The following is a 22,237-nucleotide window of genomic DNA, read 5'->3' on the forward strand; positions in this document are numbered from 1 at the left end:
GGATCTCCGGGAGGCCACGACAGGGGTTTTCTCTCCGTCCGAGACAACGTTTTCCGCCAGGTGACGGCGGTGTGCCCGGTTCGATGTCGATTCGATTACCGCTGCCGTCCCGATCGGCAGAACGGGCGGCGACGACCACCCGAAGGGATCGACGCCGACGGGGCCCCGCACCTAGCATGGCGACGAATGGATCTTCGCGACTGGCCCCTGCCGCGACCCGGCAACCAGCCCGACCGAAGGGAGACGCGCGTGCGTCGACCCCACCATCTGGCACTCCTGAGCGTCGGCGTGTCCGGCGCACTGGTCCTGAGCGCCACACCGACACCCGCAGCCGCCCGCCCCACGACGTCCGCGCCCACCGGCATCGTGGTGGCCGACGGCATGACCCAACCGGTGTTCTCGCTCGCCGACGCCATCGAGGAGCGGGTGTACGTCCAGACCCCGGTGGACACCGACCACGACGGCCGTCCCGACCGGGTGGCGATCGACATCTCCCGGCCCCGGGAGACCGCCACCGAGGGCTTCAAGGTGCCGGTCATCTTCGAGCACAGCCCGTACCGCAAGGGCACCTGGGGCGACGTGCCGTACCCGAGCGTGCTGGTCGACGACCTGCCGCAGAACGGCCTGACCGACCACTCCGGCCGGCGCGCGCTCGACGCCGGCACGCAGCGCGCCCAGGCCAAGGCGAACCTGCCCGGCTCGCTCGACGACTACTACGTGCCGCGCGGGTACGCGGTGGTGCTCGGCCAGAGCGTCGGCACCGGCGACTCGGACGGCTGCCCGACCAGCGGCGACCAGGCCGAGACGCTCGGCACCAAGGCGGTCATCGACTGGCTCAACGGCCGGGCCAAGGGGTACGACGCGAGCGGCGCCCCGGTCACCGCCGGCTGGACCACCGGCGCGGTCGGCATGACCGGCGTCTCCTACAACGGGACGCTGCCCAACCAGGTGGCCACCACCGGGGTCAAGGGCCTGAAGACCATCGTCCCGGTCTCGGCGATCAGCAGCTGGTACGACTACTACCGGGCCAACGGCCTGGTCGTCGCGCCCGGCACCTTCCAGGGCGAGGACCTCGACATCCTGGCCCAGTACACGGCCGGGCAGGCACGCGCCGAGGGACCCTGCGCCGACGAACTCGCGCAGCTCACCAAGGCACAGGACCGCGTCACCGGCGACTACTCCCCGTTCTGGCGCGACCGCGACTACCTCGACGCCCGCAACGTCCAGGCCAGCGTCTTCGTCGTGCACGGCCTCAACGACTGGAACGTCAAGACCGAGCACTTCGCCGGCTGGTGGGACGAACTGGCCAAGCGCCACGTACCGCGCAAGATCTGGCTGCACCAGGGCGGGCACGGCGGGCCGGGCAGCAGCGCCTCGGTGACCCTGCCCAGCGGGCAGACCTGGACGTACAAGCAGACCGAGAACCGCTGGTTCGACTACTGGCTGTGGAACGTGCGCAACGGCATCATGGACGAGCCGACGGCGGTGCTCCAGCGCGAGGACCGGGCGTACACGACGTACGCCAACTGGCCCGACCCGGCCGCGCGCGAGGTCGGGCTGCGGTTCGCCGCCACCGACGCCACCGCGCCGGGCACCCTGACCACGGGTAGGCCGCCGAAGGCCCGCGTCGAGCAGAGCTTCGTCGACGAGGGACGGACGATCCACCCGGACACCCTGGTCGCCGACCCGGACACGGCCAGCGCCAACCGGCTCACCTACCGCTCCCCCGCGCTCGCGCAGAGCGTGCGCATCTCCGGCCGCCCCGAGATGCGGCTGCGGATGGCGATCGACAACAAGCCGGACGCCAACCTGACCGCGTACCTGGTCGACTACGGTCCGGCCGGGTCGACCGCCGCGCCCGTCGTGGTGACCCGCGGCTGGATGGACCCGCAGAACCGCGTCAGCGCCGCACGCACCGCGCCGGTCAAGCAGGGCAAGCTGTACGACTACCGGTGGACCATGGAGCCGAAGGACTACATCTTCCCGGCGGGCCACCGGATCGGCGTGGTCGTCTTCTCCTCCGACCAGGAGTACACGCTGTTGCCGTTGGGCGGCACCGAGTTGCGGATCGCCCCGAACGACAGCGAACTGCGACTGCCCGTGGTGGGCGGGCGGGGTGTGCTCGGTTTCTGACCGGCTCCGTCAACGGGTGGGGCGGTCCGACGACGCGTCGGGCCGCCCCACCCGTGTCTGGTCGTCGCTGGTCCCGGTGTGGGCGAGTGTGGCGAGGAGCCGCAGTTTCTCGTCGCTGTCGCTGTCCTTGTCCGGGTAGTAGACGACGAGGATGACGTCCTCGATGGGGAGCTTGTCCCGGTGCAGGCGTAGGTCACCGACGACGGGGTGGTGCACCGTCGTCGTGCCTCCGTCGAGATTGCGGACGTCGTGGCGGGCCCACAGGGTGCGGAACCGCTGACTGGACAGCGCGAGTTCGCCCACCAGCTCGACGAACCGGGGGTTGTCGATGTCGTCCCCGATGGTGGTACGAAGGGTCGCGATGAAATTGGCGGTGGCCTTCGTCCAGTCCTGGTGGAAGGCGCGTTCCTCGGGGTCGAGCAGGAGCGACCGCAGCCGGTTCTGACCGGGCCGCAGGCGCGGGGAGAACGCCACGGCCATCGGGTTGGAGGCCAGCACGTCGAAGGCGCGTCCTTCGACGAACGCGGGGATCTGAAGGTGGGCAAGCAGCTCGTACACCCGGGCCGGTACCTGCTCGGACCGCTTGCGACGCGGCGCCCTGGGGCGCGCGGCAGCGAGGTCGAGCAGATACATCCGCTCGATGTCGTCGAGCTGCAGGACGCGCGCGAGCGATTCGAGGACCTGCGGTGAGGGGTTCCTGTCCCGGCCCCGTTCCAGCCGCAGGTAGTAGTCGGGGCTGATCCCGGCGAGCAGGGCGACTTCCTCGCGTCGTAGGCCGGGGACGCGGCGCCTGCCGCCGGTCGGGAGCCCCACCTGCGACGGTGTGACCAGTTCGCGCCGGGCCCGCAGGTAGCTGCCGAGCCAGTGGCCGCCGTCCGACACCTCTTCACCCATGGTCACCACGGTAGTGCGGCGTGCGTGCCGCAGCGGGGGCCCTGGCAGGACCTGGGTAAACGGGGGCCCTGCCACCCCCGCCGGGCTCGGTCGAGACTGGTGATCGCCCTGGTCGGCAGGGACAGCGAGCAGCACTGTCTGCGCCCGCGAGTCTCCCGCGCCGGCGCCCTCTGGATCGAAGGGAAGATCTCGTGGATCTCTCCAACCGCACAGTTCTCATGGTCGGCGGCACCTCGGGTATCGGGCGGGAGTTGGCCCGGCGGTTCGCCGCGGCGGGCAGCACGGTGGCCGTTGGCGGTCGCAACCCCGAGGCCCTCGCGGAACTCGCCACGGAAGGTTTCGGCACGTTCAGCATCGACGTCACCGACGGCGCCTCTGTCGCATCCGCCCGGGACGCCGTGCTCGCCCGCTACCCCGAGCTGGACACGGTGGTGACGATGTCGGGTGCCATGCTCATGGAAGACCTCCGCGACCCCGCGCACTTCGCGGCAGCGCAGACGACGATCGACACCAACCTGGTCGGCACCATCCGGGTCATCGACGCCTTCACCGCGCATCTGGTCGGTCGGGGTGCGGGCACCTTCATCACCGTCACCTCCGGCATCGCCTTCCTGCCGTTCCCGCCCATGCCCAGCTACGCCGCCTCGAAGGCCGGGGTGCACGCCTACTCCGAGGCGCTGCGCGCGCAACTCGACGGCACCGGTGTCGACGTCGTCGAACTCGTCCCCCCGGCCGTCGCGACCGCCGGTCAGCAGACGGTGAACCCGCGCGCGCTGCCGCTCGACGACTTCGCCACCGAGGTCATGCAGCTGCTCTCGGCGAACCCCACCCCACGCGAAATCCTCGTGAAGGGCGTGCACATGCACCGCTGGGCCGAGCGCGACGGCACCTACGCCGACCTCGTCGCCGAGCGCTCGAAGGCCCTGGCGAGGCTTCCCGGTCGCAACGGCTGACACCTCGCGAGCGGCACCGCACCGCAACACCGGGGCCGGTCTCCTCGCGTCGGAGACCGGCCCCGGTGGCAGCACCGTACTTCCGCAGTCGGCGATGCCGGTGGTGCGGGCCACCACACACCCGCGTGGGCATCCTAGGAGGATAGGTCGTAGCCTCCGACCGCCTTCGCCGCGAGGCTGGAGATGATCCACTCCAGGTCGGTGATGTCGGGCTATCCCTGCGCGAGGATGCCCCGACTTCGGCGATCTGGAGTCGATCATGCCCACCGGCACGCCCCGACCGGCCGCCCGGTGGGAGGTATGTCCGGTTTCTGCCAGGCTGGGTGGTGGCCGGTGACACCGTGGCGGCGGAATCGGTGACCCGGCGGGGTCGTTATACCGGGCACGCCGCGGCCCTCCGGTCGCCAAGCGCGGCAGCCACCGCCGGGAACACCCGCCGGACCGGTGTCGTTACACCCCCGCACGGCCGAGCACCACCGGGCCGCCCCCCGGTCCCCCGGCGGGAATGACCCGCCGGCCCGGACCGTTGCACCACCCCCGCGCAGACCCCCGTCGTCGGGTCGCCGGACAGACCCCCCTCACGAACTTTCCCCGCCCGGCACACCCCCGTGTGCCGCGCGCGTATCCCCCGGATGAAGCAGAGGAGCACGCCATCATGCGTACCGATCTGATTCGTAAGACCGCTCTGACCGCTGCTGGTCTCGCGTTCACCGGTGGCGCCATCGCCGGACCCGTCACCACCGCGTTCGCCGCCGAAAGCACCGCCAAGCCCGTGTCGCAGACCCAGACCGACCGCAAGGGTCACGGCGAGCGGCAGCTCGGCGTCCGGTACGAGGCCCAGCCGAACTTCTACTACTGCGGCCCCGCCGCCGCCCGTAACGCCCTGAGCGTGCAGGGCAAGGACATCAGCGTGGACGCCATGGCCAAGGAGATGGGCACCACCGAGGCCGGCACCAACAGCATCAACGACATCACCCCCGTGCTGAACAAGGAGACCGGCAAGACCGACGCCTACCACAGCGTCGAGATCAGCAAGCCCGACGCCGACGCCAAGCAGACCGACACGCTGCGCGCCGACATCATCCGCACCGTGGACAACGGTCGGGCCGTGGTCGCCAACATCGCCGGCACCAGCACCGACACCGACGGCAACACCCACTCCTTCGAGGGCGGGCACTACATCAGCGTCACCGGCTACCGCGACAACGGCAACGTCGTCCGGATCGCCGACTCGGCCGACCCGAACACCGCCGCCTACGACATCACCGTCGAGCACCTCGCCGACTGGATCGCCACCCGCGGCTACGCCACCAGCTGACCCACGCACCAGCACCACCGACAAGGGCCGGACCCCACCACGGGGCCCGGCCCTTGTGCTGTCATCGCCATTTTTCCACCACCTGCGGCACGTATTGACAAGTTTCGACATTTGGGTGAGGCTTGAACTGCTGAGAGCGCTCTCTCGCACCGGCCCCAGCGGGCCACCACCAGTCTGGCCAGGACAAACTCCGCTGTCTTCGGCGGCGGCATCGGAGTTGCCCCTGACCCGTCCCCCGACAGGAGTTCCGATGGACAGGGCCGCACCCCTCTCCCACCGCCGGCTACGCCTCACCATGGCGATCGGCGCCCTGCTGACGCTCCTCGGCACGTACCTGGTCTCGACCACCGACCGGGCCGACGCCGCCCCGGTCGCCAACGTCATCCGGGTCGCCGAGTTCCCCGCCGACTGCACGTACAGCCACCGGCTGCCGGACGACCCGATCGTCTTCCCCGGACTGCCGGGAGCGTCACACATGCACAGCTTCTTCGGCAGCACGGCGACGAACGCCACCACCACCCTGCCCGACCTGGTGAAGTCCACCACCACCTGCAACCCGGCGGTGGACGTCTCGTCGTACTGGGTGCCGACCCTCTACCGGGACAACGTGGCGGTGGAACCGGCCATCGCCACTTTCTACTACCTCGGTGAAGGTGTGCGCGCCGACGTCGTCGCCAACACCCAACCCATCCCGCAGGGCCTGCGGCTCGTCGCGGGCAACGCGAAGGCCACCGGCCCGAACGACAGCATCGCCCGCTGGTCCTGCCTGCACGCCGGTCAGGTGCCACCGTCCAAGGACTTCGTCAACTGCCCGGCCGGCACCATGCTGGAGTCGTACCTGGACTTCCCGCAGTGCTGGAACGGCCGCGACCTGGACTCCGCGGACCACAAGAGCCACCTGGCGTACCCGGTGAACCAGGCCTGCCCGAGCACCCACCCGGTGCACGTGCCGAAGTTGCGCCAGGTGCTGCGCTACCCGGTCAACGGCGACCCGTCGCACTTCCGGCTCGCCTCCGGGCCGGGCTACACCATGCACGGCGACTTCTTCAACGCCTGGCCGACAGCGGAGATGGCCCGTCGTGTCCAGGACTGCATCCGTCCGGTCATCAAGTGCGGCCACGACGGCCGACCCATCTGATCCGTCCGAAGGGGGCGGCCCGGTCCTGCCGGGCCGCCCCCTCGCCTGGGGAGCCACGCCGGAAGGAGGAGGCATGCGCGTTCACGTCGCGCTGCTCATGACGGCGATGCTCGTCGCCGGCTGCGCCGGCGGGCCGTCCCGCACCAAGGGCGACGCGGTGCCGCAGCCGTCCGCACCGATCACCGCCAGCCCGACGGCCGGCGCCTTCAGCCCCACCGACATCGCCTGGTTGCAACTCACGGCGGCGATGACGCAACGGCTGCTGCCGGTGCTGGACCTCGTACCCACCCACACCACCGACCCGACCTGGCGACGGTTGGCCGCGCAGGTCCAGGCGAGCACCCGGGCCGACCTGAACCGCTCGCGCGACCTGCTCACCCGGGCCGGCGCGCCGACGACCAACCCACACGAGGGTCACGACATGCCCGGCATGATCACCGCCGACGAGCTGGCCGTGCTGCGGTCGGCCAGCGGGAAGACGTTCCAGCGCCTGCTCGCGGCGCATCTGCGGGCCCACCTCGCGCAGGCCGTCACGATCGCCGCCGCCGAGCAGCGCGCCGGCGTCCACCCGGACACCACCGCGCTGGCCACGGCCGTGATCCGAAGCGGCGACGGCGACCTGGCCCGCCTCGATGAGCTCGACCGCGCTCCGACGCCGCACGCGACCTGACGGACCCGCGACGCTCAGGCCGCGTAGCGGGCGGCCAGGTCGACGGTCCGACGGGCGGCGGCCACCATGGCCCGGTCGGCGAAACGCCCGTCGGGCAGCACCACGGTCCCGGAGTCCCGCTGCTGCGCCTCGGCGACCGCCGCCAGCAACTCCTCGGCACGGGCCACCTCACGGTCGACCGGTCGGAACGCGTCGACGATCACCGGGAGCTGGCGCGGATGGATCGCCGCCCGGCCGAGGAAACCCAACCGCCGGCCCACCGCGCACGACGCGGCCAGACCGGCGACGTCGACGACGTCGGCGTAGACCGACATCGCCGGCGGGGTCAGGCCGGCGGCCCGGGCGGCGACCACCACCCGACTCCGGGCCCAGGCCAGGCCGTCGTCGTCACCGACCCCGAGGTCCGAGCGCAGGTCGGCCTCGCCGAGCCCGATCGAGGCCACCGCGGCGTGGGCCGAGGCGATCGGGTACGCGGACTCCAGCCCGAGGGCCGACTCGAGCAGCAGGTGCAGGGGCACGTCCACCCGGTCGGCGAGCGACGCGACCACGGCGGCCGACTCGACCTTCGGCAGCCGCAGGCCGGTCAGGCCGGGTCGCCCGGCCACCGCCGCGAGATCCGCGTCGAGGTCCGGACCGGTCAGCTCGTTGACCCGTACCTGCACCGGCACCGGATGCGCCTCGGCGAGGAACTCGGCGACCGCCTCCCGGGCGTACGCCTTGCGCCCGGCGACCACGGCGTCCTCCAGGTCGAGGATCACCGCGTCGGCCCCCGAAGCGACCGCCTTGGCGAACCGGTCCGGACGGTCGCCCGGAACGTAGAGCAGGCTCAGCAGCATCAGAGCACCCCCCGTTCGCGCAGCGCGGCCAGCTCGTCGGCGTCGAGGCCGAGCGCGCCGAGGACCGCGTCGGTGTCCTGCCCGTGCCGACGACCGGCATGCCGGATCTCCCCCGGCGTGGCGGCGAGCCGGAACGGCACGTTCTGCATCCGCACCTCGCCCAACTCCTCGTCGGGAACGGTCCGCACGGTGCCCAGCGCCGCGTACTGCGGATCGGCGAGGATGTCGCGTACGTCGTAGACCGGCGCGACAGCGGCCTGCGCCTGTTCGAACGCGGCCACCACCTCGTCCCGGTCCCGCTGCGCCACCCAGGCGCTCACCGCCGCGTCCAGCTCGTCCGCGTGCGCCGCCCGGCCGCTGCCGGTCGCGAACCACGGTTCGGCGATCAGCTCGGCGCGGCCGACCAGCCGCAGCACCCGCTCGGCGATGCTCTGCGCGCTGGTCGAGACGGCGACCCAGCGTCCGTCGGCGCACCGGTACGTGTTGCGCGGGGCGTTGTTGTTGGAGCGGTTGCCCAGCCGTGGCTGGACGTAGCCGAGCTGGTCGTACCAGGTGATCTGCGGCCCGAGCATCGCCATGATGGGCTCGATGATGGCGAGGTCGACCACCTGGCCCGTCCCGGTGACGTCCCGGGCGCGCAGGGCGAGCATGACCGCGTACGCGGCGGCGAGCGCGCTGACCGAGTCGGCCAGCCCGAACGGCGGCAGCGTCGGTGGGCCGTCCGGTTCCCCGGTGGCCGCCGCGAAGCCGCTCATCGCCTCGGCGAGGGTGCCGAAGCCGGGCCTGCGGGCGTACGGGCCGACCTGCCCGAACCCGCTGATTCGGGTGATCACCAGCCGGGGGTTGACGGCGTGCAGCTCGGCCGGGCCGAGCCCCCACCGTTCCAGGGTCCCCGGTCGGAAGTTCTCCACCAGTACGTCGGCGTCGGCGAGCAGCCGGCGCAGCAGTTCCGCGCCGTCCGGGTCGGACAGGTTGAGGGTGACGGTCCGCTTGTTGCGGCCGAGCACCTTCCACCAGAGCCCGACGCCGTCGCGGGACGGGCCGTGCCCCCGGGACGGGTCCGGCTTGGCCGGATGCTCCACCTTGATCACGTCGGCGCCGAAGTCGCCCAGGAACGCCGCCGCGAGCGGACCGGCGAACAGGGTGGCCAGGTCGACGACCGTGATGCCGTCCAACGGCGCGGTCACCGGGTCACCTCCGGCAGATCGGCCGCGCAGCGGAAACCGACCTGGTCCGAGCGGGTGAGGCCGGCGCCGGTGAGCAGCAGCTTCACCGACACGTCCGCCGGCTGCGGCCCGCCGTCGAGGTACCAGTCGGAACCCTCCGCCCGGTACGCCGCGCCACCCTTGAGGATCACGAAGCGGGTACGACCGTCGGTGTGTTCGCTCTCGGTCAGGTTCCACACCAACGGCTCGCGCCGGACCAACAGCCCGGCCTCGGCGGCGACCTGCCACTCGTCCTCGGTGGGCAGCCGCAGCCCGGCCCACGACGCGTACGCCCGCGCGTCGGTCAGCTCGACACCGGTCACCGGGGCGTCGGTCGGCCCCTGACCGGTCGTGAACCGCTCTGGACGCACCGGGTGGTAGCCGGTGGCGCGCAGGAACTCGGCGTACTCGCCGTAGGTGACCTCGTGGGTGGCGATGGCGAACCGACCCAGGTGGACACTGCGCCGCAGCGTCCCGGTGTGGTGCAGACGGGGCGGCAGCGGCTTCCACTCGTCGACGTAGGGCGTCTCGCCGTAGAGCCCGGTCTCCCGTACCCGGTGCCGGACGACCAGGTCCCGCCGTCCGCCGTCGACGGCGACCAGGCCCGGCGGGACATGCGGCTGCGGCGCCCACGGTGTGCGGACCCGTACCGCGGCGCGGGCCGGGAAGGACGCATCGCCGGTGGGCGGTTCGTGTCGCCGCGCGGTGGCGACGCCGGGAACGACCGCCGCGACCGCTCCGGCGGCCAGCGGTCCACCCACCGCGAGCCGGCCGTCGGCGGTGTCGGTGACGGTCAGTTCGACACCGGTGACCAGGTCGACGAAACGTCGTCCGGCACCCGGGTCGACGACCAACCACGGACCGTCGTGATCCGCGCCCCGGTTCGCCACCGTCCACAGCGGCTCGCCGTCGTGCGTCCAGCGCGACGCGTACACCTGACCCGCGCCGGGGTGGTCCGCGAGCGGAACCCAGTCCTCGGAGCGCAACCAGGCGGCGTGGCTGCCCTGGACCCGCCGCATGGCCCGCAGGACCGCGCGGTCGCGGTCGTTCCAGCCGACCCAGACACCGAAGACGCTCTCCCAGACCAGCACACCGACGCCGTTGAGCCAGGCGGAGTGCAGCTCGTCGAGGTGGTCGCGGTGCCAGCGCCGGGTGTGGTGCAGGACGTGTCGGCGCTCGAACCACTTCGCCCGCAGCACGCCGGGCACGGCCGAGTCGGCGAACCACTGCGCCCAGGACATGGCGTGGTCGGCGATGCGGGCCAGCGGGACGCGGCTCTCGCCCTCCAGGACCAGGCCCGGGCGGACGGCGTCCAGCGCGGCGCGCAGTTCCCCGGCGCCCTCCTTGAGGGTGTCCAGGAAGACCCCGTCGACGCCGAGGGTGCCGGCGAGCGCCGCGACCTCCTCGGCGTCGGCGCCCGGCTCGCGGCGGGTACCGGTGTCCCAGGGGTTGTAGTCGACGAAGAGCCGGACCCCGCGCCGCTGGAACGCGCGGACCACCTCGGGCAGCTCCGGCACGTCCCGGTACCAGTCGAACTGGTTGCGGTCGTCCAGGCCGATCACCGGGTACGCGTGCCAGAGGACCACTCCGTCGAAGCCGCCGAAGTCGCGCCCGGCGGCGTCGAGGAACTCCTCGACGGTGAAGACACCGCGCTCGTGGTCGTAGAGCGTCTCGTCCCACAGCCAGATCAGAGCGACGCTGAGGCAGTCGCCGGTGATCTCGTCGTAGTGCTCGCCGGTGTAGCCGATCCGGTTCCGGGCGTCGGCCCGCCACCTGGTGATCTGCTCGCGCCAGGCCGGCCAGTCCGCCGGGTCGTCGGGCGCGGCGAAGATCTTCGCCTCGTCCAGGACACTCAGGTCGGCGTTCGCGTCGAGCGGCACCTCGGTGGGCCGGTCGATCGGGCGTGGGACGTACGGGTTGAAGCTCACGGTGCACCTCGGTAGGTCGCGTCGTGGAGGGCGTCGATCGCCGGCCGGTCGGGCAGCGCGGTGGACGCTCCGGGCCGCTGGGCGCAGGCCGCTCCGGCGGCGCACGCCCAGCGCAGGCTCGCCGTGACGGCGTCCTCGCTGCCGGCGTCGCCACGTTCGGCCCAGCCCACGGCCAGCGCGCCGGTGAACGCGTCCCCGGCGGCGGTGGTGTCCACCGCCTCGATCCGGGGGGCCGGCACCGTGACGCGCAGGCCGTGCCGATCGGCGTACGCGGCACCCCGCGCGCCGAGGGTGAGCACCACCCGGGGCACCAGCTTCAGCAGGGCGTCCAGCAGCACCGGCGGATCGCCGGAGGGGACCCCGGCGACGACGGCCGCCTCGTGTTCATTGACGACCAGCACGTCGACCAGGTCGAGCAGTTCGGTGGGCAGCGTCGCGGCGGGGGCGGCGTTCAGCACGACCGTCGTGCCGTCGGCGCGCGCCCAGTGCGCCGCGCGGATCACCGCCGGCAACGGCACCTCCAGTTGCAGCAACAGCACGTCGGCCGCCGCGATGGTGGCCCGGTCGTCGGCGTCCAGCTCGGTCAGGGTGCCGTTGGCCCCGGGCGCGACCACGATGAAGTTCTCCGCGTTCGCATCGACGGCGATCAGCGCGACGCCGGACGGGCCGGCGACGGTCCGCAGACCGCGCACGTCCACACCGGCGTCGACGAGGCTGGCCCGCATCCGCGTACCGAAGTCGTCGTCGCCGACCGCCCCCACGAAGTCGCAGGCGGCGCCGGCGCGTGCGGCGGCGACGGCCTGGTTGGCGCCCTTGCCTCCGGGCACGGTCCGGAAGTTGTCGCCGAGCACCGTCTCGCCCGGGGCCGGCAGCCGCGACGCCGTGACCACGAGGTCCAGGTTGCTGCTGCCCACCACCGCCACGCGTGCGCTCATGCCACGCTCCCTTCCGTCGTGCCCTGCTCGGCCAGGGCGAGGGTCCGCTCGGCCAACTCGTCGAAGCCGATCCCGTCGAAGCCGGCGATGCTGCTGGCCAGCCGGTTGCGCAGCGGGTCGACCCAGCGGGCCGGCAGGCCGGACGCCCCGGCCAGCGCACCGGTCACCGCGCCGACGGTCGCGCCGGTCGAGTCGGTGTCCCACCCGCCGCTGACCACCGCCGTGATGGACCGCTCCAGGTCACCCCGGCCGTACGCGAGCGCGGCGGCGACCAGGGCCGCGTTGTTGCGGACGTGCACCCAGTGCAGGTGACCGTGGCGGTCGTACAGCTCGTCGACGACGCGTTCCCAGTCGTCGGCCTCCGCACCGAGCGCGCGCGCGTCGCGGACCGTCGCGGCGAACCGGCTGTGCGGCGGAAGCACCGTCTCGGCGGCGTCCAGCACCTCGTCGATCGTTCCCGCGACGGGCGCGGCGGCGGCCAGGGCGGCGGCCCAGATCGCCCCGTGCACGCCGCCCCGGACGTGACTGACGGCGGCGTCGCGTACGGCCAGCTCGACCGCCCGGTCCGGTCGGCCGGGGTTGACCCAGCCGTACACGTCGGTGCGGATCTGCGCGCCGATCCACTCGCGGAACGGGTTGTGCCGGCGGGCGCTGTCCGGTGGCGGGTACCCGAGCAGCAGGTTGCGGTAGGCCACCCGCTCGGCGGTGAAGACCCGCCCGGCGGGCAGCCAGTCCAGCCAGGCCTGCGCCACGTCGGCGCTGGTGAAGCCCCGGCCCTTCGTCTCCAGCACCCGCAGGGCCAGCAGGGCGTAGTTCAGGTCGTCGTCCTCGGGCATCCCGTCGATGGTCTCGGCGAGGCTGGTCGGCGCGCTGCGCCGGTTCCACGGCCAGCGGGCCGCGACCTCGGCCGGCAGGCCCTCGGCGGTGAACCAGTCCCGCAGCGGCCACCGGCCGGTCGCCGTGAGGATCTCCCGGATGCCCTCGCGGGGGATCTTCTCGACCGGCTTGCCGAGCAGGCAGCCGACCGCTCGGCCGAGCCACGCGCCGTGCAGCCGGTCGTAGGCGACGTCGGTCGGCAGTGACCAGGCAGCCGGCCAGCCGGCGCGCAGCCCGGCCACGTCGTCGGCCTCGTCGGCGGTGTCGACAGCGGGCAGCGCGTCGGCGGCGTCCAGCAGTTCCGTGGCGAGGGCACGCAGCGCCGGTGCCGCCGGTGCCGCCGACGCCCCGCTGACCGGTGGGGTGAGGTCCCCGCCGGCCGCCGTCCAGCGCTCGGCCAGGGCCGTCACCTCGCGTCCCTCGTCCCGGCTGGCCGCCAGCTCGTGCGGCAGCAGGTCCTCCGGCTGTACCCAGGTGATCCTCACCGGGTCGACTCCCGGGCCAGCGCGGCGAAGCGGTCGGCCCGTCGGGCGAACCGGGCCCGGTCGCGCTCGAAGACCTCGCCGGCCACCGTCGCGAGGATCCGGGCCGGCTCGACCAGGTCGGTCCTGGACGCGGTGGCGACCGCCTCGGACCATTCCGCCGGCACCGCGTCCGCGCCGCCCAGCGCGCCCGCGATGGCGGCGGCCATGGTGGCGGTGGAGTCGGCGTCGCGGCCGTAGTTGACCGAGCCGAGCACCGCGGCCCGGAAGTCGCCGCCGGCCACCACCAGCATGCCGAGGGCCACCGGCAGTTCCTCGATGGCGTGCAGGCGGCTCGGCCGGCGCGCGCCCAGCCCGGGGCTGCGGTACTCCTCCCCCACCGTGTCGTACGGGGCCACCGCCGCCCGCAGCGCCGGGATGGCCTGCTTCCAGTCCTGGTGGCTCCGGGCCTCCTTGACCACCGCGTCGACGGCCGCCCGGGTGCCGTCGCGGGCCAGGTCCAGCGCCGCCGCCACGACGTCGTCGACGCCCGCACCGGGGGTCGCCGCCGCCGCGACCGCTGCCGCGAAGACGGCGGCGGCCTCCCGCCCGTAGCTGTGCTGGTGCGCGCCGGCGATCTCCACCGCCTCGGCGTACGCGCCGGCCGGGTCGCCCGCGTTGACGATGCCGACCGGGGCCATGTACATGGCCGCGCCACAGTTGACGATGTTGCCGACCCCGGCCTCGCGGGGGTCCGCGTGGGCGTGGTGCAGACGGGTGACCAACCACCGCTCGGCGGCGGCGAGCCGGTGGAAGGTCACCCCGTCCCGCTCCAGGTCGGGGATGTGCACCACCCGCTCGATCAGATCGGGGACCAGCAGCTCCACCACGTCGTACGCGTCGAGGTGGTCCCGTTTGGCCGCGTAGGCCCGGACCAGGGCGTGGGTCATCAACGTGTCGTCGGTGATGTGCCCGTCGCCCTTGTGGTACGGCGCGAGCGGCCGCGCGGTGGCCCAGTCGGCGTGGTACGGGGGCACGATGCCCTCGACCCAGCCGCCGAAGCGGGTACGGATCTGCTCGGGCAGGGCCGTCTCGGTGGCGCCGCCGAGGGCGTCTCCGACCGCGGCGCCGACCAGGCAACCGACCGATGTGTCGAGCAAGAGTGACATGTCGTTACCTCAGAACCTGCTTGCCACCGTCGACCAGCTGGGTACCGAGCTGATCGAGGGTGATCTTGTTGGCGAAGTACTGCTGGAGGGCCGGGGTGGCGTACTTGGTCTTCCACTCCGGGTAGCCGTCGGCCTGCTGGAACGGGGCGACGGTGAGGTCGGCGGCGCTGTCCGCCGCGACGTCCCAGCCCTGCTTGCCGGCGGTCAGCGCGACCAGCTCCTCGTTGGCCTGCTTGCCGGTCGGCACCAGCCAGTCACCCTTGGCCAGGGCGGCCATGTTGGTCGGGTTGAGGAAGTAGTCCAGGAACTGCGCGGCCTGCTTCTTGTGCGTGCTGTCCTCGGCGATGGACAGGGTCTGCGGGTTGGCGGCCTGCTTGCTGGAGAGGCCCTTGATCGGCGGGAGGGTCACCCACTCGAAGCCGGCCGGGGCCTGCTCGACCATCTGCTGGCGCAGTGACACCGAGCCGGGGAGCATCGCGTACTTGCCACCGAAGAAGCCGGGCAGGGTGTCCGCGCCGCTCATGCCGAGCGCCTCCGGGGAGGCCGATTTGGCGGTGTAGAGCATGTCGTGGATCCGCTTCGGCACCTCCTTCTCCGCGTCGCCGACCTTGACCTCGGTGCGTCCGCCGTCGGAGTAGAAGAACTTCCCGTCGTAGTTGAGCGCCAGGTTGAGCACCCGGTTGGTCGGCGACTTCAGCGCCCACGCCGCGCCGTACTGGCCGGGCTTGGTGAGCTTCTGCGCGTTGGCCTGGAACTCGTCCCAGGTCCAGCCGCCGTCGGCGGGCGGCACCGCGACACCGGCGGCGTCGAGCAGCTTCTTGTTGGCGATCACGACCTGCGACTCCAGCAGGAACGGCACGCCGGTGACCTTGCCGTCGGTGGTGGCGGTGTCCCAGATGCCCTTGTCGATCTGCCCCTTGAGGTCGTCGGAGACCAGGTCGGACAGGTCGGCCAGGTAGCCCTGCTTGCTGAACTCGCCGATCGAGGAGGCCTCGTAGTGCACGATGTCCGGGGCGTCGCCGCCCTCGAACGACGTGAGCAGCTGGTCGTGTACCGAGTTCCAGTCACCCTGGACGTACTCGACCTGGATGTCCGGGTGCTCGGCGTTCCACTTGGCGACCAGGTCCTTGTTGACCTGGAGCGACTCCTTCTGCCAGGCGAGGCTGAGGAAGCGCAGCTTGGCGGGGCCGGACGCGGCCTCGTCGTCACCGCCGGACCCGCACGCGCTGAGCGCGCCGAGGCCGACGACCGCGACCGCGGCGGCCGCCGCGAGTCGACGGAATCGGGTACGGAACATGGGGGTTACCTCCTTGGTGGTGGTTCGGGGGGACGCCTCAGCCCTTGACCGCGCCCGCGAGCGATCCGGACGAGAGCCGGCGCTGCATGAACGCGAAGAAGATCAGGCTGGGCAGGGTGGCGAGCAGCGAGCCGGCGGCCAGCGGCCCGAGTCGGGCGGTGCCCTCGATGCCGACGAAACGGGCCAGCGCGACCGGCAGGGTGGCCAGCTCCGGGGTCTTGATCAGGACCAGGGCGAAGAAGAACTCGTTCCAGGCCGAGATGAAGGAGAACAGGGCGGTTGCCACGAGGCCCGGGGCGAGCAGCGGGAACACCACCCGGCGCAGCACCTGCACGCGGCTCGCGCCGTCGACCGAGGCCGCCTCCTCCAGTTCCCGGGGGATGTTGCGGACGAAGCCCTGCAACATCCACAGCGCGAACGGCAGCGCCCAGACCACGTAGATCAGCACCAGCCCGGCGTGTGTGTTGGCCAGGCCGATCTGCCGCAGCACCAGGAAGATCGGGATGATCAGCAGCACGAACGGGAAGAGCTGCGACAGCAGCACCCAGCCCAGCGCGGCGGTGCCGAGCTTGGAGCGGAACCGGGCGAGGGCGTACGACGCGGGCATGGCGACCAGCACGGTCAGCACGGCCGAGGCGAGCGAGACCTGGAGGCTGTTGAGCGCCGCTCGGCCCAGCTCCTGCTCGGTGAACGCCTGCACGAAGTTCTGCAGGGTCGGGTTGTCCGGGATCAGCGTCGGGTGCAGCCGGACCAGCTCGCGCGGCGGTTTGAACGCCGTGGACAGCAGCCACACCAGCGGGAACCCCAGGAAGATGAGGTAGCCGGCGAGCGCCAGGTACTGCAGGGTCCGGCTGGCGCGACTCGGTTTTCCGAACATGTCAGTTCGCCTCCCTGAGCCGGCGACGGAGATAGACGGCGAGCAGCGCGACGATGATCACGACCATGACGTTGCCGAGCGCCGCGGCGTAGCCGTAGTTGCCGTAGCGGAACGCCTCCTCGTACGCGAACAGCATCGGCAGCATGGTCTTGCCGCCCGGTCCGCCGGCGGTCAGCACGTAGACCAGGCCGAACGAGTTGAAGTTCCAGATGAAGTCCAGCGAGGTGATCGCCACGATCACCGGGGCCAGGGCGGGCAGCGTGACGTGCCGGAAGCGGTGCCAGGTGCTGGCCCCGTCCACGGCCGCCGCCTCGTGCAGCTCGCGACCCACGCCCTGCAGGCCGGCGAGCAGGACCACGGTGGTCTGCGGCATGCCCGCCCACACCCCCACGAGGATCACGGCGGGCAGGGCGGTGCTGAAGTCGCCCAGCCAGTTGCTGCGCAGCCCGTCGGCGCCGACGCGGTGGAGGAACTCGTTGATCAGGCCGGCGTCCGGGTGGTAGACGAGCTTCCACAGGATGCCCACCACGACCGGCGGCATCGCCCACGGCACCACGGCCAGCACCCGGGCCACGCCCCGGAACCGCAGCTGCTGGTTGAGCAGCAGGGCCAGCCCGAGGGCCAGCAGGAACTGCAGGACGGTCACCCCGACCGCCCAGAGCAGGCCGATCTTGAACGAGTTCCAGAACAGCTCGTCGCCGAGGAGTTCCCGGTAGTTCGCCAGGCCCGTGAAGCTGACCTCGACGTTGCGCCCGGCCCGGGCATCGGTGAAGCCGAGGTAGATGCCGCGCAGCAGCGGGAACACCGACAGCACCAGGATCGGCAGCAGCGACGGCAGCAGAAGCAGGTAGATGGTGGTGCGGTCGGAGCGGAACCGGCTCGGCCGGCGGACCGGTCCGGCCCGCTCGACGTCCGGCCGTTCGGCCAGGGCGGTCATGCGGTCACCCCTTCGGTGAACGGGTGGATGGTGGGCGGGTCGCCCGGCCGGGGAGCGGGCAGGGTCGCGGCGCTGGACGCGCGGACGCTGAGGCTGGGCGGCACCTGTTCACGGCGCGGCGGCAGGGCCGCGTCGGCGATGCGCTGCAGGAGCAGTTCCGCGGCCCGGCGACCGCGCTCGGCGGATCCGAGCGAGACGCTGGAGAGCTGGGGGAACATCATCCGGGCCAACTCGGTGTCGTCCATGCCGACCAGGGCGACGTCCTGCGGTACCCGCCGTCCGGCGGCGAGCAGGGCGTGCAGCGCCCCGACCGCGATGAGGTCGTTGGCGCAGACCAGGGCATCGGGGTCGGCGCGGGCGAGCAGCCTCTCGGTGGCGTCCCGTCCGGCGGCGTACTGGAAGTCGCCGACCTCGATCAGCCGTTCGTCGAGCGGGATGTCGTGCCGGGCCAGGGCGGCCCGGAAGCCGGCGTCACGGGCCGCGCCCGGGACGGTGTCGAGCGGACCGTTGACGAAGCCGATCCGCTGTCGGCCGGTGGCGACGAGGTGGTCCACCGCCAGCGCCATGCCGTGCCGGGAGTCGGTGCGTACGTTGTCGACCGGGGCGTCCGCGGCGAGCTGACCGACCACGACCACCGGCACCGGGCTGTCCACGAGGGCGGCCAGATGATCGTCGGTGACCCGGATCGGCGAGACGATCATCCCGTCGACGTAGCGGTTGGCGAGCCGCCGCAGCAGCGCGGTCTCGTTGTCGATCCGTCCGCCGGTGGCGTGCACCAGAAGCTGCCGGCCGGAGCCGGCGACGACGGCCTCGATGGCGCGCATCATCTCCACGTACACCGGGTTGCCGATGTCCTCGACAGCGAGCGCGACGAGGCCGGTGCGCTGCGACTGGAGCGACCGGGCGATCGCGTTCGGCACGTAGCCGACCTCCGCCGCCGCCTCGCGAACCTTGCGGATCGTCTCGGGGCTACCGCCGACGCCGTTGAGCACCCGCGAGGCGGACGCGATGGAGACGCCGGCGCGGGCGGCGACGGTGTGCACCGTGGGACGGCCGTCCACCGATTCCTGTAAACGTTTACGACCCACGTCCGGCACCTCCACCCGATAGCTGTAAACGTTTCCGGGGAGTCTGCTACCGGTGCGTCGGAGAGGTCAACCCCCCGTTACGAAAACGTTTCCAACCTCGTCCGACCTCGTCCGACCTCGTCCGACCTCGTCCGACCTCGGTGATCAAGAGGTTCCCGTCAGCGCACCCGGCGTGTCGTGACGCGAACCTCTTGATCACCGCTGGAGTCCGACGGGACGGAGCGGGAGGTGGCGGGCCTGCCAGTGGGTACGGAGGTGGCGGTCGTGGCTGGCCACCACGATGGCGCCCGGGCTGGAGCCCAGGGCGTCCTCCAACTCGTCGCAGAGCGTCGGCGAGAGGTGGTTCGTGGGCTCGTCCAGAAGCAGCAGCTCCGGCGGGTCGGCGACGAGCACCGCCAGGGCGAGCCGCCGGCGCTGTCCCACCGACAGGTCGGCGACCGGACGGTCGAGGTCGGCCGCCGCGAGCAGGCCGAGCGACGACAGCGGCACCTCCTCGGCCCGTCGTACCCCGACAGTCGTGTCGAAGATGTGCCGGGCCGTGCGCCACGCGTCCGCGAACTCGCTGTCCTGCCCCAGTCGGCCGACCCGCAGGCCCGCTCGTCGCCACAGGGTGCCGGTGCAGGTCAGGTGACCGGCGAGAACCGTGAGCAGGGTCGACTTGCCCGCGCCGTTGGGGCCGGTGACCAGCAGTCGATCGCGGGCCCTGAGCTCCAGTCGCGCCACCCGTACCCGGCCGGGAACCTCCAGCCCTTCCGCCCGGACGATCACCTCGGCGCCGTCACCGGTGGCGAGAGCGGACGGGTGAAAGCGCAACGGCTCGGGCGGCGCCGGGATCCGATCCCGCTCGATCGTCTCCAGTCGACGGGTGGCGTCGCGCACGCGGCGGGAGATCTGGTTCTGTACCCGGCCGGCGGTGTGCCCGTACCCCATCTTCTCGCTGTCGCGCGGCGCCCGGTCGTGAGCGACCTGATGCCCGGTCACGGCGGCGGTCTCCCGCAGGTCGACCAGGAGCGCCTGCTCCTCGTCGTAGCGCCGACGCCACCGCTGCGCCTCGGCGCGCTTCGCGGTCAGGTACGCGGTGTAGCCGCCGCCGTGGCGGACCGGCCCCTCGACCGCCGGGTCCAGGTCGATGACGTCGGTGCAAACCGCGTCCAGGAAGGCGCGGTCGTGGCTGGCCACCACGACCACGCCGGACATGGCGCGGACCTGGTCCTCGCAGAACGCGGCCGCCGCGTCGTCGAGATGGTTGGTGGGCTCGTCGAGCAGCAGCGCGCTCGGCCGGCGGATCAGCATGGCCGCGAGGGCGAGGCGGCCACGCTGGCCCCCGGAGAGGGCCGCCACCGTCCGGTCGTGGGGTATCCCGCCGAGGCCGAGCCCGTCGAGTACCGTCCGGGCCCGCCGGTCGGCGTCCCAGGCGTCCCGGTCCTGCGCCCGTTCCAGCGCCGCACCGTACGCGGCGAGCAGCCGGGCGTGCTCCTCGGCGCCCTGCGACGCGTCGGCGAGGGCGAGGGCCAGCCGATCCAGCTCGGCCAGGTCCGCGCGTGCCTCACGCAGGGCGTCGTCGAGGACGCCGGCGATGGTCACGGACGGGTCGAAGGGCATCTCCTGGTGCAGGAACCCGACGTCCGGCGGACGTGTGACGGTGCCGGAGTCGGGTTCGTCGACGCCGGCCAGCACCCGTAACAGGGTGGTCTTGCCGGTGCCGTTCTCGCCGATCAGGCCGATCCGGTGACCGGGCGCGGCGGTCAGGGAGACGCCGTCGAGCACGCGGCGGGCGCCGCGGACGCGTACGACGTCCTGGGCGACAAGCGCAGGTCGAGCAGACATGGGGACTCCGGAGGACGACGATCCGGGCGCACGCGGGCGGCCCGGCGGGAGCAGGGCATGACGACGGAGGCCGCGGCGACAGCGGCGCGATCACGCGCCGGTCGGCGGCCGGTCCGGGTGCTCACCCGGAGATGTCGTCGTCACCTGCCACGTCTGCTCCGATCTCCGGCAGTTCGGCGGCAAGGATATCCGGCTCCGGGCGAACAACCCTCGCCCGGTCCGACGCGCTCAGCTCACCAGCAGTCGGGCGATCGTCGCCGGTTCCGCGAGGTGCGGGAAGTGGCTGCCGGGCAGCACGGTGACCTCGACCTCCGGCAGGACCTCCGTCAGCCAGGCCAGGTAACGGGCCGGCGGTTCGGACGAGGTCACCCAGCGGTAGGGAACTCTCCGCTCGGTGATCGTCCGCAGGTCGGCGGAGCGCCCGGCGGCGATGTCCGCGTCCGAGGAGCGCAGGATCTCGCCCCAGTAGCCGAGCAGCAGATCCGGCCGGGGATCGGTCGCGGTGGTGACGATCGCCCGCGCCTCGGCCGGCAACGACTCGATGCCCATGCCGGCCAGCATGCGGTCCCACACCTGCCGCCACTGCGGGCCGCGCAGCGTCGGCTCGGCCTGGCGTACGGCGGCGCCGAACGGACCGGGCAGCAGGATCTGGTCCAGGTTCACCACGCCCCGTACCGGATAGCGCGCCGCGTAGGTGGTGGCGACCACCGCGCCCACCGAGTGCCCGACCACGACCGGCGTGCCGAGACCCGCCTCGGTCACCTGGCGGTGCACGACCTCGGCGACCTCGGACATCAGGTAGGAGTCCCGCCGGGGCGAGTCGCCGTGCCCGGGCAGGTCGAGGGCGAGGACCTGCCGGTCCGGGTCGATCGCCGCCAGCTCACGCCGGACCGGATCCCACTGCCGCTTGTCGTAGGTCAGGCCGTGGATCAGGACCAGCGGCGGTCGGTTGTCGTCGTCGTTCACTGCCGTACCTCTTCCGGGTTCCGGTCTTCTCGGCGGTCCGCCCGGAGGCGTTCGATGGTCAGGTCGAGGGCGGCCTCCAGGTGGTCGGTCCTCCCGGTGGAGAGCAGCAGCAGGACGCCGCCCTGGATGCCGGCCAGGAGTGCCGCGGCGGCGCGCTCGGCATCGACCTCCGGGGCGATGTCCCCGGTCGACTGCATGTGCCGGACGCCTTCGGTGATCTTGTCCTGCCAGCGCCACATGAGCCCGGTCACGATCGCCTGCGCCCCCGGCGCGCGGCGGCCGGTCTGGCCGAGCAGGCCGTTGAGCGGGCACTTCACGCCCTGGGCGCGGTACCGCTCGATGAGCCGGTCCCGCCACGCCTGCCAGGCCGACCAGGAGGTCAGGTTGCTGAGCATCGGCTCCTGGTCGGTGAGCACCTGGTCGGCCTCGTGCTGGGCCACCGCGAGCAGCAACTCCTCCTTGCCGTCCGGGAAGTAGTGGAAGAGCTGGCCCTTGCTGGTGCCGGTGTGGGCCATCACATCTTCCAGGCGTACCTCGTCGACGCCGCGCTCACGGATCTCGGCGGCGGCGCCGGCGACGATCCGCGCACGGGTCGCCTCGCCCTTGCGGGTCAACGCGCGTGTCATGGCCTCACCCTAGCGCGACTTTTGGACTTGCAGGTCCATTTTTGGCGAGCCAAGGTCGGTGACGCGCGGCCCGCTCCGCGGCCCCGCACAGTGACCAGGAGGA

19 protein-coding genes are annotated in these 22,237 nt (G+C 72.5%); 5 read left to right on the plus strand and 14 right to left on the minus strand.

Features of this window, described 5'->3' with window-relative positions:
- Positions 1–249: 249 nt before the first annotated feature.
- Complete coding sequence (locus ACN263_RS16905) at positions 250–2,133, plus strand: Xaa-Pro dipeptidyl-peptidase (protein WP_422735278.1); 1,884 nt, start codon at positions 250–252, stop codon at positions 2,131–2,133.
- Between the two features lie 9 nt (positions 2,134–2,142).
- Here the strand turns inward: ACN263_RS16905 and ACN263_RS16910 are convergent, their stop codons facing one another.
- Positions 2,143–3,027, minus strand: coding sequence for a helix-turn-helix domain-containing protein (locus tag ACN263_RS16910; RefSeq protein WP_422735279.1), 885 nt, complete (start codon positions 3,025–3,027; stop codon positions 2,143–2,145).
- A gap of 191 nt (positions 3,028–3,218) precedes the next feature.
- Between ACN263_RS16910 and ACN263_RS16915 the strand changes: the two genes are divergently transcribed.
- From ACN263_RS16915 to ACN263_RS16930, 4 genes are all read left to right on the plus strand, one after another.
- Positions 3,219–3,980, plus strand: coding sequence for an SDR family oxidoreductase (locus ACN263_RS16915; RefSeq protein ID WP_422735280.1), 762 nt, complete (start codon positions 3,219–3,221; stop codon positions 3,978–3,980).
- A 655-nt stretch (positions 3,981–4,635) separates the two neighbouring features.
- Positions 4,636–5,298, plus strand: a complete 663-nt coding sequence (locus ACN263_RS16920; RefSeq protein ID WP_422735281.1) for a C39 family peptidase — start codon at positions 4,636–4,638, stop codon at positions 5,296–5,298.
- 250 nt (positions 5,299–5,548) lie between these two features.
- A complete protein-coding gene (locus tag ACN263_RS16925; RefSeq protein ID WP_422735282.1) occupies positions 5,549–6,436 on the plus strand; it encodes a DUF1996 domain-containing protein in 888 nt (295 codons plus the stop codon).
- A gap of 73 nt (positions 6,437–6,509) precedes the next feature.
- Complete coding sequence (locus tag ACN263_RS16930) at positions 6,510–7,106, plus strand: DUF305 domain-containing protein (RefSeq protein WP_422735283.1); 597 nt, start codon at positions 6,510–6,512, stop codon at positions 7,104–7,106.
- A 14-nt stretch (positions 7,107–7,120) separates the two neighbouring features.
- Here the strand turns inward: ACN263_RS16930 and ACN263_RS16935 are convergent, their stop codons facing one another.
- The 13 genes from ACN263_RS16935 to ACN263_RS16995 all read right to left on the minus strand — a co-directional run bounded on the left by ACN263_RS16935 (position 7,121) and on the right by ACN263_RS16995 (position 22,134).
- Positions 7,121–7,942: an HpcH/HpaI aldolase/citrate lyase family protein gene (locus ACN263_RS16935; RefSeq protein ID WP_422735284.1), complete on the minus strand. Its 822-nt coding sequence runs from the start codon at positions 7,940–7,942 to the stop codon at positions 7,121–7,123.
- Complete coding sequence (locus ACN263_RS16940; protein ID WP_422735285.1) at positions 7,942–9,129, minus strand: CaiB/BaiF CoA transferase family protein; 1,188 nt, start codon at positions 9,127–9,129, stop codon at positions 7,942–7,944. The genes ACN263_RS16935 and ACN263_RS16940 overlap by 1 nt, the downstream gene beginning before the upstream one ends.
- Complete coding sequence (locus ACN263_RS16945) at positions 9,126–11,075, minus strand: formylglycine-generating enzyme family protein (protein WP_422735286.1); 1,950 nt, start codon at positions 11,073–11,075, stop codon at positions 9,126–9,128. Before ACN263_RS16945 ends, ACN263_RS16940 begins: the two co-directional genes overlap by 4 nt.
- Positions 11,072–12,010: a ribokinase gene (locus tag ACN263_RS16950; RefSeq protein WP_422735287.1), complete on the minus strand. Its 939-nt coding sequence runs from the start codon at positions 12,008–12,010 to the stop codon at positions 11,072–11,074. The genes ACN263_RS16945 and ACN263_RS16950 overlap by 4 nt, the downstream gene beginning before the upstream one ends.
- Entirely contained in the window at positions 12,007–13,371 is a 1,365-nt protein-coding gene (locus ACN263_RS16955; protein ID WP_422735288.1) for an ADP-ribosylglycohydrolase family protein, read from the minus strand. Before ACN263_RS16955 ends, ACN263_RS16950 begins: the two co-directional genes overlap by 4 nt.
- Positions 13,368–14,516 (minus strand): ADP-ribosylglycohydrolase family protein, encoded by a 1,149-nt coding sequence (locus ACN263_RS16960; protein ID WP_422735289.1) that lies wholly within the window; start codon positions 14,514–14,516, stop codon positions 13,368–13,370. The genes ACN263_RS16955 and ACN263_RS16960 overlap by 4 nt, the downstream gene beginning before the upstream one ends.
- 4 nt (positions 14,517–14,520) lie before the next feature.
- Entirely contained in the window at positions 14,521–15,813 is a 1,293-nt protein-coding gene (locus ACN263_RS16965) for an ABC transporter substrate-binding protein (RefSeq protein WP_422735290.1), read from the minus strand.
- A gap of 37 nt (positions 15,814–15,850) precedes the next feature.
- Positions 15,851–16,690, minus strand: coding sequence for a carbohydrate ABC transporter permease (locus ACN263_RS16970; RefSeq protein ID WP_422735291.1), 840 nt, complete (start codon positions 16,688–16,690; stop codon positions 15,851–15,853).
- Between the two features lies 1 nt (position 16,691).
- Positions 16,692–17,627: a carbohydrate ABC transporter permease gene (locus ACN263_RS16975; RefSeq protein ID WP_422735292.1), complete on the minus strand. Its 936-nt coding sequence runs from the start codon at positions 17,625–17,627 to the stop codon at positions 16,692–16,694.
- Positions 17,624–18,715, minus strand: a complete 1,092-nt coding sequence (locus ACN263_RS16980) for a LacI family DNA-binding transcriptional regulator (RefSeq protein WP_422735293.1) — start codon at positions 18,713–18,715, stop codon at positions 17,624–17,626. The genes ACN263_RS16975 and ACN263_RS16980 overlap by 4 nt, the downstream gene beginning before the upstream one ends.
- 195 nt (positions 18,716–18,910) lie before the next feature.
- Positions 18,911–20,542, minus strand: coding sequence for an ABC-F family ATP-binding cassette domain-containing protein (locus tag ACN263_RS16985; RefSeq protein ID WP_422735294.1), 1,632 nt, complete (start codon positions 20,540–20,542; stop codon positions 18,911–18,913).
- 228 nt (positions 20,543–20,770) lie between these two features.
- Positions 20,771–21,508 carry an alpha/beta fold hydrolase gene (locus ACN263_RS16990; RefSeq protein WP_422735295.1) on the minus strand — a complete coding sequence of 246 codons (738 nt, stop codon included), beginning with the start codon at positions 21,506–21,508 and terminating at the stop codon, positions 20,771–20,773.
- On the minus strand, positions 21,505–22,134 hold the full coding sequence (locus tag ACN263_RS16995) for a TetR/AcrR family transcriptional regulator (RefSeq protein WP_422735296.1): 630 nt from the start codon (positions 22,132–22,134) through the stop codon (positions 21,505–21,507). The genes ACN263_RS16990 and ACN263_RS16995 overlap by 4 nt, the downstream gene beginning before the upstream one ends.
- Positions 22,135–22,237: the final 103 nt, after the last annotated feature.

Source organism: Micromonospora sp. WMMD729 (assembly GCF_049315225.1).
GTDB lineage: Bacteria > Actinomycetota > Actinomycetes > Mycobacteriales > Micromonosporaceae > Micromonospora.